This window comes from Sphingomonas kyeonggiensis (assembly GCF_014196745.1).
Taxonomy (GTDB): Bacteria; Pseudomonadota; Alphaproteobacteria; order Sphingomonadales; family Sphingomonadaceae; genus Sphingomonas; species Sphingomonas kyeonggiensis.
Map to the genome: position 1 here is coordinate 148991 of NZ_JACIEH010000004.1, position 17685 is coordinate 166675.

The 17685-nt window shown below is 66.9% G+C and carries 18 protein-coding genes and 1 pseudogene; 13 read left to right on the plus strand and 6 right to left on the minus strand.

Translation table 11 applies throughout. From position 1 onward, the window contains the following. Positions 1–228: 228 nt before the first annotated feature. From GGR46_RS22215 to GGR46_RS22230, 4 genes are all read left to right on the plus strand, one after another. Positions 229–1491, plus strand: coding sequence for an N-acetylmuramoyl-L-alanine amidase (locus tag GGR46_RS22215; RefSeq protein ID WP_184000263.1), 1263 nt, complete (start codon positions 229–231; stop codon positions 1489–1491). A 162-nt stretch (positions 1492–1653) separates the two neighbouring features. After that, positions 1654–4164 (plus strand): penicillin-binding protein 1A, encoded by a 2511-nt coding sequence (locus tag GGR46_RS22220; protein ID WP_184000264.1) that lies wholly within the window; start codon positions 1654–1656, stop codon positions 4162–4164. Between the two features lie 128 nt (positions 4165–4292). Beyond that, the gene (gene prfB, locus GGR46_RS22225) at positions 4293–5420 is read left to right on the plus strand and encodes a peptide chain release factor 2 (protein ID WP_184000265.1); all 1128 of its coding nucleotides are present in this window, start codon (positions 4293–4295) and stop codon (positions 5418–5420) included. Between the two features lie 56 nt (positions 5421–5476). Continuing rightward, positions 5477–6193: a class I SAM-dependent methyltransferase gene (locus tag GGR46_RS22230; protein ID WP_246426319.1), complete on the plus strand. Its 717-nt coding sequence runs from the start codon at positions 5477–5479 to the stop codon at positions 6191–6193. Here GGR46_RS22230 and GGR46_RS22235 read toward each other — a convergent pair. Continuing rightward, a complete protein-coding gene (locus tag GGR46_RS22235) occupies positions 6179–6625 on the minus strand; it encodes a JAB domain-containing protein (RefSeq protein WP_184000266.1) in 447 nt (148 codons plus the stop codon). The genes GGR46_RS22230 and GGR46_RS22235 overlap by 15 nt on opposite strands. An 81-nt stretch (positions 6626–6706) precedes the next feature. Here GGR46_RS22235 and GGR46_RS22240 point away from each other — a divergent pair, with 81 nt between their 5' ends. The 5 genes from GGR46_RS22240 to GGR46_RS22260 all read left to right on the plus strand — a co-directional run bounded on the left by GGR46_RS22240 (position 6707) and on the right by GGR46_RS22260 (position 10549). Continuing rightward, on the plus strand, positions 6707–7501 hold the full coding sequence (locus GGR46_RS22240; RefSeq protein ID WP_184000416.1) for a thymidylate synthase: 795 nt from the start codon (positions 6707–6709) through the stop codon (positions 7499–7501). A 57-nt stretch (positions 7502–7558) separates the two neighbouring features. Continuing rightward, complete coding sequence (locus GGR46_RS22245) at positions 7559–7717, plus strand: ribosome modulation factor (protein WP_184000267.1); 159 nt, start codon at positions 7559–7561, stop codon at positions 7715–7717. A 21-nt stretch (positions 7718–7738) separates the two neighbouring features. Next, positions 7739–8215 carry a dihydrofolate reductase gene (locus GGR46_RS22250; RefSeq protein WP_184000268.1) on the plus strand — a complete coding sequence of 159 codons (477 nt, stop codon included), beginning with the start codon at positions 7739–7741 and terminating at the stop codon, positions 8213–8215. Then, positions 8212–9384 (plus strand): dipeptidase, encoded by a 1173-nt coding sequence (locus tag GGR46_RS22255; RefSeq protein WP_184000269.1) that lies wholly within the window; start codon positions 8212–8214, stop codon positions 9382–9384. The genes GGR46_RS22250 and GGR46_RS22255 overlap by 4 nt, the downstream gene beginning before the upstream one ends. Positions 9385–9625: 241 nt before the next feature. Continuing rightward, a complete protein-coding gene (locus GGR46_RS22260; protein ID WP_184000270.1) occupies positions 9626–10549 on the plus strand; it encodes a bifunctional riboflavin kinase/FAD synthetase in 924 nt (307 codons plus the stop codon). Here GGR46_RS22260 and GGR46_RS22265 read toward each other — a convergent pair. Next, positions 10546–10761, minus strand: coding sequence for a hypothetical protein (locus tag GGR46_RS22265; RefSeq protein WP_184000271.1), 216 nt, complete (start codon positions 10759–10761; stop codon positions 10546–10548). The genes GGR46_RS22260 and GGR46_RS22265 overlap by 4 nt on opposite strands. Before the next feature lie 111 nt (positions 10762–10872). Here GGR46_RS22265 and ileS point away from each other — a divergent pair, with 111 nt between their 5' ends. Genes ileS through GGR46_RS22280 form a run of 3 tightly spaced genes read left to right on the plus strand, consistent with a single transcriptional unit; the run spans position 10873 to position 14715 of the window. Continuing rightward, the gene (ileS, locus tag GGR46_RS22270) at positions 10873–13743 is read left to right on the plus strand and encodes an isoleucine--tRNA ligase (protein WP_184000272.1); all 2871 of its coding nucleotides are present in this window, start codon (positions 10873–10875) and stop codon (positions 13741–13743) included. Then, a complete protein-coding gene (gene lspA, locus GGR46_RS22275; RefSeq protein ID WP_184000273.1) occupies positions 13740–14309 on the plus strand; it encodes a signal peptidase II in 570 nt (189 codons plus the stop codon). The genes ileS and lspA overlap by 4 nt, the downstream gene beginning before the upstream one ends. Next, a complete protein-coding gene (locus GGR46_RS22280; RefSeq protein WP_184000274.1) occupies positions 14302–14715 on the plus strand; it encodes a DUF3035 domain-containing protein in 414 nt (137 codons plus the stop codon). Before lspA ends, GGR46_RS22280 begins: the two co-directional genes overlap by 8 nt. 126 nt (positions 14716–14841) lie before the next feature. On the opposite strand, the gene GGR46_RS22285 is transcribed toward GGR46_RS22280, so the two are convergent. The 4 genes from GGR46_RS22285 to GGR46_RS22300 all read right to left on the minus strand — a co-directional run bounded on the left by GGR46_RS22285 (position 14842) and on the right by GGR46_RS22300 (position 17250). Continuing rightward, positions 14842–15630: a TorF family putative porin gene (locus GGR46_RS22285; RefSeq protein WP_184000275.1), complete on the minus strand. Its 789-nt coding sequence runs from the start codon at positions 15628–15630 to the stop codon at positions 14842–14844. A gap of 250 nt (positions 15631–15880) precedes the next feature. Beyond that, complete coding sequence (locus tag GGR46_RS22290; protein ID WP_184000276.1) at positions 15881–16345, minus strand: RidA family protein; 465 nt, start codon at positions 16343–16345, stop codon at positions 15881–15883. Positions 16346–16369: 24 nt separating this feature from the next. After that, positions 16370–16987, minus strand: coding sequence for an HAD family hydrolase (locus GGR46_RS22295; protein WP_184000277.1), 618 nt, complete (start codon positions 16985–16987; stop codon positions 16370–16372). After that, positions 16984–17250, minus strand: coding sequence for a DUF3572 family protein (locus GGR46_RS22300; protein ID WP_184000278.1), 267 nt, complete (start codon positions 17248–17250; stop codon positions 16984–16986). The genes GGR46_RS22295 and GGR46_RS22300 overlap by 4 nt, the downstream gene beginning before the upstream one ends. Positions 17251–17287: 37 nt before the next feature. Between GGR46_RS22300 and GGR46_RS22305 the strand changes: the two are divergent. Continuing rightward, a pseudogene (locus tag GGR46_RS22305) lies at positions 17288–17647 on the plus strand (response regulator); the annotation flags it as partial. Positions 17648–17685: the final 38 nt, after the last annotated feature.

The window sequence follows — 17685 nt, forward strand, 5'->3', positions numbered from 1 at the left end:
GAATGTGGCCGCGGGAAGGTCCGGCGCAAGGGCCGGTAAAAGCTGACTAGCATTACCGTAACGGCGCGGCAACCTTGGCCCCATCCGGCTAATAGCCCGGCAAGCATTTGCCGCTTTGCCGGCAAAAATATGCCGAATCGGAAATTAACCGCATCGCTTCACGTCAATTTGAAGCGCGCCGTCTAGTCCGGTCACGTCAGGGCAGACGTGTAGTCAGAGTATCAATCTATGGTTTTGGGCTGGACCCCCGGAGCCCCGGCGCGGCATAGCGTCAGGGTGCTGTTCCTGCTCGCCTTGCTCTCCGGCTGGTTGACCGGAGTTCCAAGCTGGGCGGGCGTCGTGCAGGAAGTGCGCGTCAAGGGTGACCGTGTGATCGTCAAATTCGACGAGCCGGTATCCCAGGCGAGCGCTTTCGTGCTGGCTGGACCGCAGCGTATCGTGCTGGACGCCAAGGGCGCCGAGCCGGGCAATCGCGCATATGCAGACGGACCCGTGACGAGCATCCGACAGGGCTCGCAAGGGACCGAGGGCGCGCGAATCGTGCTCGACCTCGCGCGGCCGGCAATCGTGACCGAAGGCAGCTTCGGGCGCGACGGGCGCACGCTCACGCTACAGCTGCGTACCGTGGACGACGCGCAGTTCGCCCGCGCCGCGGCCGAACGGCGAATGAGCTTCCTGCCGCCCTTCTCCTATGTGCAGCCTGCGGGCCACAGCCGCTACAGCGAGACGATCGCACTGCCACGGCGCGCGCCGCCGGCATCGTTGCCGCGTGTCTATGGTGCCTCCGATCGCCCGCTGGTGGTGATCGATGCCGGCCATGGCGGGCATGATCCCGGCGCGATCGGCGCGAACGGCCTGCGCGAGAAGGACCTTACCCTCAAGGCCGCGCTCGCCATGAAGGACGCGCTGCTCGCCTCGGGCCGGGTGCGCGTGGCGCTCACCCGCGAGGACGATCGCTTCCTGGTGCTCCAGGAACGCTATGGCCTGGCACGCAAGCTGGGCGCGGACCTGTTCATCTCGGTACACTGCGACAGCGCCGGCAATGCCGATGCCTCGGGTGCCACCGTCTATACACTCTCCGAAGTCGCCTCCGACAAGGAAGCCGCACGGCTGGCCGCGCGCGAAAACAAGGCCGACATCATCGCCGGCGTCGATCTCGGCTCGCAGAATCCGGACATCTCCTCGATCCTCATCGACCTCACCCAGCGCGAGACGATGAACATGTCGGCGAGCTTTGCCCGCCTGCTCGGGCGCGAGGCCCAGCCGCTCATCCCGATCAAGGCGAACTACCACCGCATGGCCTCGCTGATGGTCCTCAAGGCACCGGACATGCCCTCCGTGCTGTTCGAGACGGGCTATATCTCGAACGACGGCGACGCCGCCTTCCTCGCCTCGGACGAAGGACGCAGGAAAGTGGCGCAGAGCGTGCGCAAGGCCGTGGAAATCCATTTCGCGACGCGCATGGCGACGCGGACGCTGGCGTCTCGCTGAAAAACTCTCCTCATCAATCCCCTTGTGCCCTCATTATAGAGGGTATGGGGGGATGTGGTTTCACTTAGGGAATAATCCCATTTCGGGAGCGATCCTGCCGCACGACGAGCCGCCGAGACTCCGGCTGGCATCCGTGTTCAATCCTGCTAAACCGCGACCCGCATGTCCGACGGTTCCACTTCCAGCGTAAAGATGCGCATCAAGCGCGAGATCGGGGGCTTCACAGGGCTGTTCGGTCGCGTCCGCCACCGCTGGTGGTTCCGGATCCTCGCGGTACTGGCGCTGCTCTCCGGCGTCTTCGTCTTCCTCGTCTGGCTGTTCATCGCGCGCAACCTGCCCTCGGTCGACACGCTGAAGAACTACGAACCACCGCTGCCGACCAATGTCCGCTCGGCAGAGGGGCTGCCGATCCTCAGCTATGCGCGCGAGCGCCGCGTGCAGCTGAGCTTCGAGGAATATCCCAAGCTCCTCGTCGAGGCGTACATGTCCGCCGAGGACAAGACCTTCTTCGAGCATCACGGCGTCGATTTCCCCGGCCTGGTACGCGCCGCGTTCCAGGGGCTGGTGAGCGGCTCGACGCCGCGCGGCACCTCGACGATCACCCAACAGGTCGCCAAGAATCTGCTGGTCGGCAACGAGACGAGCTATCTGCGCAAGGCCAAGGAGGGCATCCTCGCCTGGCGCATGGAGGATGTGCTCACCAAGCAGCAGATCATGGAGCTGTACCTCAACTCGATCGAGCTGGGGCGCAACGCCGGCGGGGTCGAGGCGGCGAGCCAGGCCTATTTCGGCAAGGAGCTGGATCAGCTCACCCTGCCACAGATGGCCTATCTGGCGATCCTGCCCAAGGGCCCGTCCAACTATGATCCCGATCGCCACACCCAGCGCGCGCTCGATCGCCGCAACTGGGTTCTCGGGCAGATGCTCGAGAACGGCTTCATCGACCAGGCCCAGCATGATTCGGCGGTCGCGTCCCCCCTCGGCACCGTGCCGCGCCAGACGCCCAAGTTCGAGCGCGTCGGCGGCTATTTCACCGAGGAGGTCCGCCGCCAGCTGATCGACAAGTTCGGAGAGACCGACGAGACCGGCCCGTACAGCGTCTATTCCGGCGGCCTGTGGGTGCGCACCTCGCTCGATCCCAGGCTGCAGCAATACGCCCAGAAGGCACTGCGCGACGGCCTGCTGCGCTATGATCGCGGCCGCGGCTGGTCGGGTCCGATCGGCCATGCCGATATCGGCAGGAGCTGGCTCCAGTCCTTCCTCAACACCAATATCGGCGTCGACTATGAGGATTGGCGCGCCGGCGTGCTGATCGAACGCACCGGCGACAGCTGGCAGGTCGGGTTCGACGACGGCTCGACCGGCACGCTGCCCAAATGGGCCGCGACCATGCCGGTGCGCGGCCAGGGCGGCCACGCATTCGACGCCTTCAAGCCCGGCGACATCGTCGCGGTGGCCCCCGAGAGCGGCCAATGGGCGCTGCGCTCGATCCCCAAGGTCTCGGGCGGCATGGTGGTCGAGGATCCGCGCACCGGGCGCATCCTGGCGATGCAGGGCGGCTTCGATTCGCGCATCCAGAGCTTCAACCGCGCCACCCAGGCGCAGCGCCAGCCGGGCTCGACGATCAAGCCGATCGTCTATGCCGCCGCGCTCGAGCAGGGCATGACCCCCGCCTCGATCGTGGTCGATGGCCCGTTCTGCGTGTGGCAGGGCGCCAATCTCGGCCAGAAGTGCTTCCGCAACTTCGGCAATGCGCGCGGCGCCGGCCCCAAGACGCTGCGCTGGGGCATCGAGCAGTCACGCAACCTGATGACGGTGCAGATCGCCAACCAGACCGGCATGGACCACGTCGTCGACCTGATCCAGCGGATCGGCGTGTCGCGGCAGAAATTCCCGCCCTATCTCAGCTACGCGCTGGGCGCCGGCGAGACGACCGTGACCCGCATGGTCAACGCCTATTCGATCCTGGTGAACCATGGCCGGGCGCTCAACCCGTCGCTGATCGACTTCGTCCAGAACCGGAAGGGCGCGGTGGTCTGGCCCGAGAACTGGCGCCCCTGCGAAGGCTGCAACGCGCCGGACTGGAAGGGCGGCGCGATGCCGCGCCCGGTCACCCGCGCCAAGCAGGTGATCGACGCGCTCTCTGCCTATCAGATGGTCCATATCGCGGAGGGCGTGGTCCAGCGCGGCACCGCCACCGTTCTGCGCGACCTGGGCCGCCCGATGATGGGCAAGACCGGCACCACCTCGGGCCCGACCGACGTGTGGTTCGTCGGCGGCACTCCGCAGATGATCGGCGGCCTCTATATCGGCTATGACACGCCGACCAACCTGGGCGGCTATGCCCAGGGCGGCTCGATCGCCGCGCCGATCTTCAAGCAGTTCGCCATCCCCGCGTTCGAAGGCATGGAGAAGGTCCCCTTCACCGCGCCCCAGGGCATCCGCATGGTCCGCATCGATCGTGCGTCGGGCAAGCCGGTCACCGGCGGCTGGCCGTCGAGCGACCCGCTCTCCGGCATAATCTGGGAAGCGTTCAAGCCCGAGACCGAGCAGCGCCGCGGCCGCCGGGACCAGGAAGAACAGCCCGAAACCAAGGCCGTCGAGAAGAAGGCAGCCCCCAAGAAGCAGGAGGGCGACAGCGACTTCTTGCAACGCGAGGGCGGAATCTACTAGCGCGGCGCATTATATACCCCGTCATCCCCGCGAAGGCGGGGATCCAGGGTAACGAGCGACGCCGCTCTTGGCTGTGGATCCCCGCCTTCGCGGGGATGACGAATTGAATAGTTCGAAAGGTAAAACCCATGCGCGCCGAAGCGCAGGCTCATGTCGACAACATCAAGGAGTCGCTCGCGCTACTCCGCCGCTTCCTCGATTGGGACCGCGCGCTGCGCCGGCTCGACGAGCTGAACGCGCGCGTCGAGGATCCGACTCTCTGGAACGACGCCAAGAAGGCCCAGGACGTGATGCGCGAGCGTCGCCGCCTCGACGAATCGATCGGCGCCACCCGCGCGATCGAGACCGAGCTCAACGACACCGCCGAGCTGATCGAGATGGCCGAGGCCGAAGGCGACGAGGAAATGGCGGTCGAAGGCACCGCCAGCCTCGCCGCGCTGGCCGAGCGTGCCGAGAAGGACAAGGTCATGGCCCTGCTCTCGGGCGAGGCCGATGCCAACGACACCTATATCGAGATCAACTCGGGCGCCGGCGGCACCGAGAGCAACGACTGGGCCGGCATGCTCCAGCGCATGTACACGCGCTGGGCCGAGCGCCATGGCCTCAAGGTCGAGCTGGTCGACTATCACGCCGGCGAACAGGCGGGCATCAAGTCGGCGACGCTGCTGGTGAAAGGCGAGAACGCCTACGGCTATGCCAAGACCGAGAGCGGCGTGCACCGCCTGGTCCGCATCTCGCCGTACGACAGCGCCGCGCGCCGCCACACCAGCTTCTCCTCGATCTGGGTCTATCCGGTGATCGACGACGACATCGCGATCGAGATCAACGAGAGCGAGCTGCGCATCGACACCTATCGCGCATCGGGCGCGGGCGGCCAGCACATCAACACCACCGATTCGGCAGTGCGTATCACCCACTTGCCCACCGGCATCGTCGTGCAGTGCCAGAACCAGCGCTCGCAGCACAAGAACAAGGCCGAGGCCTATAACCAGCTGCGCGCCCGCCTCTACGAGCGCGAGCTGGCCGAGCGCGAGGCCGCGGCCAACGCGACCAACGCCACCAAGACCGATATCGGCTGGGGCCACCAGATCCGCTCCTATGTCCTCCAGCCGTACCAGCTGGTGAAGGACCTGCGCACCGGTGTGACTTCCACTGCGCCCGGCGATGTGCTCGATGGGGACCTCGACGCGTTCATGGCCGCCGCGCTATCCCAGCGCGTGACCGGCGAGACCGTCGAAGTGGAGGATGTCGATTGAGATCGGGCCTCGCCCTGCTGCTGACCATGGCGCTCGCCGCGTGCGGCGGGGCGGCGATGATCGACAACAAGGCGCAGGATGACGACGCGCCTGCGTCGCACAGCGGCTTCCCCGCCGCCGACCGGCCCGTCGCCACCATCCTCTCGCCGCGCTGGTCCACCGAGGAAGCGCGCGACCGGCTGAACGAAGCGGGCCAGGTGATGGACCTGGCGGGCATCAGGCCGGACATGACCGTCGCCGATATCGGCGCGGGCGAAGGCTATTACACCGTCCGCCTGGCCACCCGCGTCGGCAGGAAGGGCCGCGTCGTCGCCGAGGACATCGTGCCCGAGACGCGCGACTATCTCGCCACCCGCGTGTTGCGCGAGAAGCTCGACAATGTCAGCGTGCGCCTCGGCCTGCCCGCCGATCCGCGCCTGCCGGAGAACAGCTTCGACCGCGTCCTCATGGTCCACATGTACCATGAGATCGAGAGCCCCTACGAGTTCCTCTGGCGCCTGCGCCCCGCGCTCGCGCCCGGCGGCCAAGCAGTGGTGGTCGACGCCAATCGCCCGACCCAGGATCACGGCACCCCGCCCGAGCTGCTCAAATGCGAGTTCGCCGCGGTCGGCTATTCGCTCGTGTCGATCAAGCCCATGCCCTCGGCAGGCGGCTATATCGCGATCTTCGAGGCGCGCGGCGACCGGCCCGAGCCGAGCGCGATCCGCGCCTGCAAGAGCGGCAAGACCGCCAAGCCGGCGGTCCTGCCCCGGGAAGAATCAAAGGAACCCTAGGCTGCGAAAGCTGGTGGTGCCGCCCGTCGCCACCACCAGGTGATCGAGCAGCCGCACGCCCAGCGCATCGAGCGCGCGGGCGAGCCGGTCGGTCGCCTCGCGATCGGCGCGGCTCGGTGTCGGGTCGCCGCTCGGATGGTTGTGCCCCATCACCACCGCGGCAGCATGGAAGGCGATGGCGTCCGCCGCCACGTCGCGGATCGGCAGGTCGGCCGCGTCGCGATGCGCGGAGCGGGCATGGCGCATGCCGAGTATCTGCTGGTGCCGGTCGAGATAGACGAAGGCGAGCACCTCCACTTGCTCCAGCGCGAGCGGCGCGAACAATAGCCCCGCCTCCTGCGGATCGTGCAGCCGCATCGGGCGGTGGGGCACATCGAACAACACGGTCCAGCGCCTGCCACTGCCGGCCGCCCCGCCGAAGCGCGACCGCATCCGCTCCGGACAAAGCTTTTCTCCACAATGGAGATGTTCCGCCTGCTTGGCGCCGCCCGGGCGCGGGGCTACGCTGCACATATGCAGCAATATCTCGACCTGATGGACCGCGCGCTCAACCATGGCGCCGAGCAGATGGACCGCACCGGCACCGGCACGCGGAGCGTGTTCGGCCACCAGATGCGCTTCGATCTGAGGCAGGGCTTCCCGCTGCTCACCACCAAGAAGCTGCACCTGCGCTCGATCATCATCGAGCTGCTCTGGTTCCTGCGCGGCGACACCAATGTGCAGTGGCTGCAGGAGCGCAAGGTCAGCATCTGGGACGAATGGGCCGACGAGAATGGCGATCTCGGCCCGGTCTATGGCAAGCAGTGGCGCGACTGGGAGGCCGCGGACGGCCGCCATATCGACCAGATCAGGGAGCTGATCGAAACGCTGAAGACCAATCCGGGCTCGCGCCGCATGGTCGTCTCCGCCTGGAACCCGGGCGAGCTCCACGCCATGGCGCTGGCCCCCTGCCACTGCCTGTTCCAGTGCTATGTGGCCAACGGCAAGCTGAGCCTCCAGCTTTACCAGCGCTCGGCCGACATCTTCCTCGGCGTGCCGTTCAACATCGCCAGCTATGCGCTGCTCACCCATATCCTCGCCCAGCAGGCAGGTCTGGAAGTCGGCGACTTCGTCTGGACCGGCGGCGATTGCCACCTCTATTCGAACCATCTCGACCAGGCCCGCGAGCAGCTCAACCGTACGCCGGGGCCGATCCCGCAGCTGGAGATCCTGCGCAACCCGGGCTCGATCGACGCGTATGAATATGAGGACTTCGTGATCCACGATTACGTCGCCCAGCCGCATATCAAGGCGCCGGTGGCGGTTTAGAAGCGGCCCATTTTGTTAGCCGGGCTCCCCTGCCCGGCGGTATCACGGAGAAAGAATATGGCCGCACCGCAGGACAAGGCATGGCAGGAAGGCTATGGGGCCGGAAAGAACGGCAAGCCGGAATCGGCTAACCCCTACAAGAGCGGCACGCTCATGGCCGCGTGGCAGAAAGGCTGGAGCAACGGCGCCAAGGCGCAGGCCGGCGGAAATGCCTGACCGCGCCGGCGGAGGCCGTGGATGCAGGTAATTTCCTTCCATCTCGCCCGTGCCGACAATGGCGTGATCGGCGTCGACGGCCAGCTGCCCTGGCGCCTGCCGGCCGACCTCAAGCGCTTCAAGGCGCAGACCATGGGCAAGCCGATGATCATGGGCCGCAAGACCTTCGACAGCTTCCCCGCGCCCCTGCCCGGCCGCCGCCACATCGTGCTGACCCGCGATCGCAACTGGCATGCCGAGGGCGCCGAAGTGGCCCACACGCCGGCCGAGGCGCTCGCGCTGGCCGGCCCCGGCGAGGTCGCAGTTATCGGCGGGGCGGAGGTGTTCGCGCTGTTCACGCCGGACCGGATCGAGCTCACCGAAGTCCATGCCGCGCCAAAGGGGGACGCGGTCGTTCCCGCTTTCGGGGTTGAATGGCGCGAAGTTGCGCGCGAGGATTTCCCGGAAGAAGCGGGGCGCCCTGCCTACAGCTTCGTGACGCTGGAGCGGACAGGATGAAGAAGAAGATCCTTTGGGGCGTGCTGATCGTGCTGGCGCTGGCCGCGGTCGGGTTCTTCGGCTTCGCCCCTGGGATCATCGAAGGCAGCATGAACAAGGTGGTGCCGGCCAAGCTGGCCAAGCCGAGCGACGCGGCGAAGCAGCTCCACGCCTCGCTGCAGATCGCCGACATGCACGCCGATACGCTGATGTGGCGCCGCAGCCTGCTCGATCGCTCGAACACCGGCCAGGTCGATCTGCCCCGGCTGATCGAGGGCAATGTCGCGCTCCAGGTCTTCTCGTCGGTCACCAAGACCCCGAAGCATCAGAATTACGACGCCAATACCGGCGACACCGACAACATCACCCTGCTCACCATCGCCCAGCTCCAGCCGCCCAAGACCTGGTCCTCGCTGCTCGAGCGCTCGCTGTTCCACGCCCGCAAGCTCGATCGCGCCGCCGCCGGATCGAACGGCAAGCTGCGCGTGATCCACACCCCCGCCGAACTCGACCAGCTGCTCGCCGATCGCGCGCGCGGCAGGAAAGTGGTCGGCGGCATGCTCTCGATCGAGGGGCTGCAGGACCTGGAAGGCCAGCTCGGCAACCTCGACAAGCTCCACGCCGCCGGCTTCCGCATGGCCGGCATGGCGCATTTCTTCGACAATGACGTCGCCGGATCGATGCACGGCGTGAAGAAGGGCGGACTCACGCCGCTCGGCCGCCAGGTGCTGGCGCGGATGGAGCAGCTCGGCATGATCGTCGACATCGCCCATTCGAGCCACGAATCGGTCGCCGAGATCCTCAGGCTGGCGAAGCGCCCGGTGGTCTCCAGCCATGGCGGCGTCCAGGCGACCTGCAAGGTCAACCGCAACCTGACCGACGAGGAGATCAAGGGCGTCGCCGCCACCGGTGGTGTGATCGGCATCGGCTATTGGGACGCGGCGGTGTGCGGCACCGAGCCGGCGAACGTGGTACGCGCGATCCTCCATGTCCGCGACCTGGTCGGCATCGACCATGTCGGCCTGGGTTCCGATTTCGACGGCGCGGTGACCACCGGCTGGGACACGTCGAAGCTGATCGCGATCACCGGCGCGCTGCTCGATGCCGGCCTCTCGCCCGACGATATCCGCAAGGTGATGGGCGGCAATGTCCTGCGCGTGATCCGCGCGGGGATTGTGCCTGCCAAATAATTCCTCCCCCAGCTCGCTGGGAGCGTCGGGTTGGATTGCCCCCGGCAATCCAAGCTCGTGCCGGGGGCACGAGCGACCGGACGCTGGGACCGCCGAGCGAAGCTCGGTGGTGGAGGGGCCGGCGCAACGCGCCGGTGCCCGGCGCGCCCCTCCACCCCGACGCTGCGCGTCGCGGTCCCCCTCCCCGAGACAAGCTCGGGGAGGATTTGATTGCGGCAACGCTTCCCCTATAGGCCGCCCCATGGAGCGTCTCGACGGCGGCACGCCGGTCCCCTCCCGTTATCGGGGTGCGATCGTTGCGCTGGGCAATTTCGACGGATTTCACCTGGGGCATCAGGCGGTGGTGGGCCATGCGGTCGAGCGCGCGCGCGCCGAGGGGCGGCCGGCAATCGTCGGCACCTTCGATCCGCACCCGCAGCGCTATTTCCGCCCGGACAGTCCGTGGTTCCGCCTGACCACCATGGACCAGCGCCAGCGCCTGCTCGCAGAAGCCGGCGTCGATGCGATGCTGGTCTTCCCGTTCAACGCCGAGCTGGCCGCGCTCAGCGCCCGCGGCTTCGCCGAGGAACGGCTGGTCGATTTCATCGGCGCGGGCGGCGTGGTCACCGGCGGCGACTTCACCTTCGGCAAGGGGCGTGAGGGCGATGTCTCGACGCTCGCCGCGCTGGGCGCCGAGCTCGGCTATTCGGCCGAGACCGTCGCCGCGGTGCAGCTGGACGGCGAGACCGTCTCGTCGAGCCGCATCCGCGACCATCTGCGCGAAGGCCGCCCGCGCGATGCCGCCCGCCTGCTCACCCGCCCCTTCGCGATCGAAGGCGTCGTCCAGCATGGCGATCAGGTCGGCCGCACGCTCGGCTTCCCCACCGCGAACCTCAGCCTCGCCAACTATCTGCGCCCGGCCTATGGCATCTACGCCGTGCGCGGGCGGCTGGCGGATGGCCGGCTGCTAGGCGGCGTCGCCAGCCTCGGCATCCGCCCCACCTTCGAGCCGCCGGTCGAGCTGCTCGAGCCCTTCTTCTTCGATTTCTCGGGCGACCTGTACGGCCAGGTGATCGAGGTCCAGCTGATCGACTATCTGCGCCCCGAGGCGAAGTTCGATTCGCTCGACGCGCTCAAGCTGCAGATCGACCTGGATGCGGCACGGGCGCGGGAGATCCTCGGCTAGCGCGCCGCGAGCTGGTGCAGCCGGATCAGTCGGAAGCGCACCCGGTGCCATTTGCTGAGGTCGTCCCAGCGCGACTCGTCGGTGGACCGGGCAATCTCGGCATCGATCCGCGCCAGCGCCTCCCGCTCGGGAAGGAGCAGATACTGCCCGGCCAGCTCGGCGATCTCGTCGGGTGCCTCGGGCCCGGAGAGGTTCTGGACCGGAATGTTCATGCCCAGGGGGACGCCCGAAGGCAGCGCGCAGTTCCGAAAATTGAAGGTTAAGCCCGTGATCGGAACATCTGCTTTGCATGGAGCGCGGCTTCCTCTAATTCCGCCCCACGCATGACCGAAGCAAAAGACTATCGCGACACCGTCTTCCTGCCGAAGACCGAGTTCCCCATGAAGGCCGGCCTGGCCCAGAAGGAGCCGGCCATCCTCGCGCGCTGGGCGAAGATCGGGCTGTACGACAAGCTGCGCACGCAGCGTGCCGGCCGCACCCGCTTCATCCTGCACGACGGCCCGCCCTATGCGAATGGCGACATTCACATGGGCCATGCGATGAACAAGGTCCTCAAGGACATCATCGTCCGCTCGCAGAGCCTGATGGGCAAGGACGCGCCCTACATCCCCGGCTGGGACTGCCACGGCCTGCCGATCGAGTGGAAGGTCGAAGAGGCGTACCGCGCCAAGAAGCTCAACAAGGACGAAGTCGACCCCGTCGCCTTCCGCGCCGAATGCCGCGCCTATGCCGAGAAATGGGTCGGCGTGCAGCGCGAGCAGTTCGAGCGCCTCGCCGTGATGGGCGACTGGACCAACCCGTACCTCACAATGAACTTCGAGAGCGAGGCGATCATCGCCGGCGAGCTGCTCAAGTTCGCCGAGAGCGGCCAGCTCTATCGCGGCGCCAAGCCGGTGATGTGGTCGCCAGTCGAGAAGACCGCGCTGGCTGAGGCCGAAGTCGAATATGAGGACATCACCTCGACGCAGATCGACGTGGCGTTCGAGATCGTCGAGGCGCCGAACGCCCCCGAGCTGGTCGGCGCGCATGCGGTGATCTGGACGACCACGCCGTGGACGATCCCGGTGAACCAGGCTTTGGCTTATGGGCCGGAGATTGAGTATCTCGACTGCCAACTCCTGGTGGCCGATCGATTGATTTCGGATAGTGAGCGCGAAGCCGTGTGGGGCTCGGTGCCTTGGGCGGAACGGGGCCGCTACATCGTGGCGGCGAATCTGCGCGAGACGCTTGAGAAGCGTATTTCCAAGTCTCTAGGCGTGACAGCCTTTCTGCGCTCAGATGGCGACTTCGATGGCTCGAGCCTCGCGGGCGCCGTCGCACAGCACCCGATGCACAAGCTCGGCGGTTTCTTCGCCAAGCCGCGTCCGCTGCTCGCCGGCGACTTCGTCACCACCGACGCCGGTACCGGCCTCGTCCATATGGCGCCGGATCACGGCGAAGACGACTTCCTGCTCTGCAAGGCGAACGGCATCGATCCGGTGTTCGCGGTCGATGCGGCGGGTATGTACCGGCCGGACTGGCTGTGGCTCGGCGGCCAGGGATCGGTGATCAACAAGAAGTTCACCGCTTCGGACGGCCCGATCTGCACCGACCTGCGCGAGGCGGGTGCGCTGCTCGCCGCGTCGGACGACTTCACCCACAGCTACCCGCATAGCTGGCGCTCCAAGGCCAAGGTGATCTTCCGCTGCACCCCGCAATGGTTCATCCCGATGGACCGCCCGAACGGCGCGACGCACGATACCAGCTGGGACGACGAATCGCGCGAGGCAAGCGCCTCGAACGGCGCCACCCTGCGCGGGATCGCGCTCGATGCGATCGAGAACACCCGCTGGGTTCCGGAAAAGGCGCAGAACCGCATCCGCGCGATGGTCGAGGGACGCCCGGACTGGGTGATCAGCCGCCAGCGCGCCTGGGGCGTGCCGATCGCGCTCTACGTCCACCGCCAGACCGGCGAATATCTCCGCGATCCGGAGGTCAACGCCCGCATCCTGAACGCCTTCGAGACCGGCGGCGCCGATGCCTGGTTCCAGGCCGATCACCAGGCGCTGCTCGGCGGGAAGTACGACCTCGCCCAGTATGAGGTGATCACCGACATCCTCGACGTCTGGTTCGATTCGGGCTCGACCCACAGCTTCGTGATCGAGGCACGCTACGGCGTCGGCACCCGCGCGAACCTGTATCTCGAAGGGTCGGACCAGCATCGCGGCTGGTTCCAGTCGTCGCTGCTCGAGTCGTCCGGCACCCGCGGCCGCGCGCCCTATGACGCGGTGCTGACCCACGGCTTCGCGCTCGACGGCAATGGCCGCAAGATGTCCAAGTCGCTCGGCAATGTCGTCGATCCGCTCAAGATCATCGGCGAGAGCGGCGCGGACATCCTGCGCCTCTGGGTCGCGCAGACCGACTATTTCGAGGACGTCCGCATCGGCAAGGAAGTGCTCGCCGGCACCGGCGACGCGTATCGCAAGATCCGCAACACCTTCCGCTACCTGCTCGGCGCGCTCGACGGCTTCAGCGAGGCCGAGCGCCTGGCCGTGGCCGAAATGCCCGAGCTGGAACGCTACATCCTGGCGAAGCTGGCCGAGCTCGATGCCGAGCTGCGCAGCGCCACCGAGGCCTTCGAGTTCAACCGCTACAGCCGCGCGCTGACGGATTTCATGAACGAGGACCTGTCGGCCTTCTTCTTCGATATCCGCAAGGACTGCCTCTATTGCGAGGCGGAAAGCTCGGCCAAGCGCCGCGCCTATCGCACCGTGCTCGACATACTGTTCCACGCGCTGGTCCGCTATGCCGCGCCGATCCTCGCCTTCACGGCCGAGGAAGTGTGGCAGGCCCGCTTCCCGAGCGAGGACGAATCGGTCCACCTGCTCGAATGGCCGGTCCTGCCGGAAGGTGCTTCGGTCGAGAGCGACTGGGCGGCGATCCGCCAGCTCCGCCAGCAGGTGACCGAGGCGATCGAGCCCTATCGCCGCGAGAAACAGGTGCGCTCCAGCCTCGAGGCCGAAGTGACCGTGCCGGCGCTGCCCGCGTCGGAGGAGGACCTCACCGAACTGTTCATCGTCTCGAAGGTGACAAAGGGAGACGCGGTCACGGTCGTGCCCACCCAGCGCCATAAATGCGGCCGGTGTTGGCGCCATCTCCCGGAAGTTGCGCAGGACGGCGCCTTGTGCGACCGCTGTGCCGGGGTGGTGGAATGAACGTGACTCGTGGAATCGGCTTCGCCGTGGCGGCTCTGGTTTTCGTCATCGATCAGGTGACGAAGCTGCTGGTCGTGCGCGCGCTCGGCGTCGACCTGGCGTTCGTCCAGACCCTGATCCACCAGAAGCTCGGCCTGGACGGGCTCAACCACGTCCATGAAGTGTTGCCGATCTTCGACCTGCGCTTCGTCGCCAATATCGGCGTGTCGCTCGGCCTCTTCGCCGCGAACAGCGATGCGACCCGCTGGATGCTCGTGCTGCTCACCAGCGCGATCGCCATCGGTGTGTTCGTGTGGATGTTCCGCGAGCGGAAGCTGCCCGAGATCTGCGCGCTCGGGATGGTGCTGGGCGGTGCGCTCGGCAACATCCTCGACCGGGCCCGCCTCGGCTTCGTCGTCGATTTCGCCGACCTGCATTTCGGGACATGGCGCCCGTTTCTGGTCTTCAACGTCGCCGATGCGGCGATTACCATCGGCGTGCTGATCCTGTTGATCCGCGCGCTCCTCGTGCGCGATAAGGCCGATGGCGACAGCCCGGCCGCTGTGGAGAATGAAGTCAATGCGTAAGACCGTTACCATCGTGAGCGCGATCGCGCTCGCGGCCTCGCTCTCCGCTTGCGGCAAGAAGGGTTATGACCGGGCGCGCCCCGACGAGTTCGCCGTCGCCCGCCAGGCGCCGCTGGTGATCCCCCCCGATTTCGCCCTGGTCCCGCCGCAGCCGGGCGCCCCGCGTCCGCAGGAAGGCAACCCGGCCAACCAGGCGCTCGACGCGATGTTCGGCGGCTCGGCGGCGCGCAGCCCCGGCGAGCAGGCGATCATGGACCAGTCGGGCAGCACCGGCGCCGACCAGAGCGCCCGCTCGACCGCTGGCAGCCCCGGCACCAGCGTCATCGACAAGGGCACGACGACGCGTGACATCGTCGCGGCGCCGGAAGGCGACGGCAAGGATGCCAAGGCCAGCACGCCGCAATAACAGCAAGCGGCCGGCCCCACGGGGCCGCCCCTAGCGCACATGAAAAAGCGCCGGCCTGCATCCCCTTGCAGGCCGGCGCTTTGCTATGGAGGGGAGCGCGCGTGGCGCTCCCCGTCCTCCCCAAATTTAGAAAGCGACGCTCACCGAACCGAGGATGCCGCCCTTGGCCGCGTCCTTGCTGCTCGGCGTGATGAAGGTCGTGTCGGTATCGACATAGTTCACGCCGAAGGTGAGCGACTTGTAGGTGAAGGTCGCGCCCACGCCCCAGTCGGTATATTCGTCGGTCGGGCCCGACAGCCAGCTCGGGCCCCAGGTGTGGCCGAGATGGGCGGTGAGGCCGATCGGGGTCTTCGGGATCGCGACCGACAGGTCGCCGGCCAGGTAGAAATTGTCTTCCTTCTTCAGCAGCCCGCTCTGGCCCTGGTCGATCGCCAGCGCCTTCTGCTTCGGCGCGTAGTTGCCCGTCACCTTGGCGGTGACCGGACCGATCGCATAGGCGACCGAGGCATAGGGCTCGACGAAGTCCGAAGCGCTCTTGTCGATGCTGGCACGCGTGCCGGGATAGACATAGTAGAGCGCGCCGACATCGACGGTGACGCCGCCGTCGAAGCTGTGCTTGTAGCCGGCGATCAGGTCGATTTCCTGGTGCGCGGTGCCATGGGCGGTGACGTAGTCGTCAACCGACGAGCCCCAGACCGAGACGTAGAAGCCCGATGCGTGGCTCACGGTGATGCCACCCTGCACGGCGAAATTGCCGTCGGTCTGCGAGATGCCGCGGAACTTGTAGTCGCTGACGACGGCAACGCTGCCGCTGACGGTCACGGCGGGGGCCGGATCGGTCTGGTCCTGGGCCATTGCCGGTGTGGCGGCAACCGCGGCCGCAAGCGCGGCGAGGCTGATCATGGTGTAGCGCATGGAATACCCTTCCCGTTTATTCAAAAGGGTTCCCGCCTGCTGCCCCCGGTGCTGCGTCATTGCCTCATGGGCCTGCGCTGCTTGCGGCGACATGCGTTCCTTGCCGCACGACGCTGCAGCGCACAACATTAATTGCTGTTCCGTCACGGGATCGTGACGAACTGTTGCTGACTCGCCACAGCACCAAAATGGAACCGGCCCGCTCCCCGGGGTTGGAAGCGGGCCGGCATTCGAACCAGAATTGGGAAAATCAGCGGATCTGGACGATCGCGTCGATCTCGACCGCCGCACCCAGCGGCAGGGTGGGCACGCCCACCGCGCTGCGGGCATGCTTGCCGTCATCGCCGAACAGCGCCTGCATCAGCTCGGAGGCGCCATTGGCGACCTTGGGCTGGTCGGTGAAGTCGGCGGCGGAGTTGACGAACACGCCCAGCTTCACGATCCGCGCGACCCGCGCGGTGTCGCCGTTCAGATACTTCTTGATCTGCGCGACCAGCATCAGCGCGCAGCGCTGCGCGGCCTCGGCGCCGAATTCCAGGTCGCGATCCTCGCCGAGCCGGCCGGTCATCAGCGCGCCGTCCTTGAACGGCAGCTGGCCCGAGATGTGGAGCAGGCCGCCGGCCTCCACCACGGGGACGTAGGCGGCAACGGGCGCCGCGGCTTCGGGAAGGGTGAGGCCGAGCTCTTCGAGCTTGCGATCGATTGCAGTGGTCATGGTCCTCGCTCAATCAGTGGTGGTTCAAAGGGTCAAGCCCGCGAAACGGGCCTCGATCCAGCCCTGGGCGTCGCGCCAGTCGTCGATTCGGGCATGGGCATGCGGCGCCTTCGCTACGCTGGGCGCCAGGCTGGGCTCGGCGACCATGTGCAGCCGGAACACGTCCGGCGCGTGCTTGGCGACCGATTCGTGGTGCACGGCGAGATCGTCGACGAACACCGTGACGCTCGGCGAGAATTCCTCGATCAGCCGCACGACCGGCGATCCCTTCCCGCCCTGGTTGCACTCGACGCGATGTTCGATCCCGTGATTCGCCAGCTGGGCGATGCGGTGCTCGCGGCAATGATCCTGGAGATTGGTGAGCACGACGATATTGGCCTGCCCGGCAAGCGCGGCCAGTGCCTCGCGGGCGTGCGGCACCAGCGTCTGGCGCTCCATCTCGGCCGGGAAGAAGCCGTCGAGCAGCCCCCACATCTCCTCGCGCTCGACCACCGACGAATCGCCGCGGCGGCGCATCGAATTGGCGAAATCGCTGCCGTCGGGGTTGAAGTCGATGTCATGGGTCTCGCCCAGCCACACACCGAAATGGCGGACCATGTGGAGCAGGACTTCGTCGCAATCGGTGATCAGCAGCGGTTTCATGATCTTTCCAGTATCGCCCGGGCGGCGACCAGTTGTTCGGGGCTGATATCGAGCGCCTCGGCGCAGGCGACAAGGTCGGGCTCGTAGGCTTCGAGGAAGCTCAGCGTGGCGGCGAGGGTGGCGGCCTCCCCGGCCCGCACGCGCAGCTCAGACGGATCGAGCCCGGTCAGGTCGAGCAGGCGCCGGGCCCGCGATTCGTCGCCCAGCGTCCAGACAAGTGCCTGCAGCGCCAGCGCTTCCGCATTTGTTTCCGCGCTCGCCATACCCTACATCACTCGAATTGGATCCGGGGGTTAGCGCGTGGCAAAAAGGGTGCTCGTTGTCGAGGACAACGAACTCAATCTGAAGCTGTTCTGCGATCTGCTGCGCGCGCACCAGTTCGAAGTCGAGCCGGTGCGCGACGGGCGCGAGGCGGTGGCACGGGCCCGCGACTTCGATCCGCAGCTGGTGGTGATGGACATCCAGATGCCGCACATCACCGGCCTCGAGATCATCCAGCACATGAAGCTCGACCCCAGGCTGCGCACCATCCCGATCATGGCGGTGACCGCCTATGCCGGCCGCGACGACGAGGATCGGATCCGCGCGGCAGGCGCCAACGCCTATGTCTCCAAGCCGATCGGCCTGGTCCGCTTCATGGAGGAAGTGCGCGCGCTGATGCCGGCCGAATCGCCGGCACCCGAACCCGTCCCGGCGCC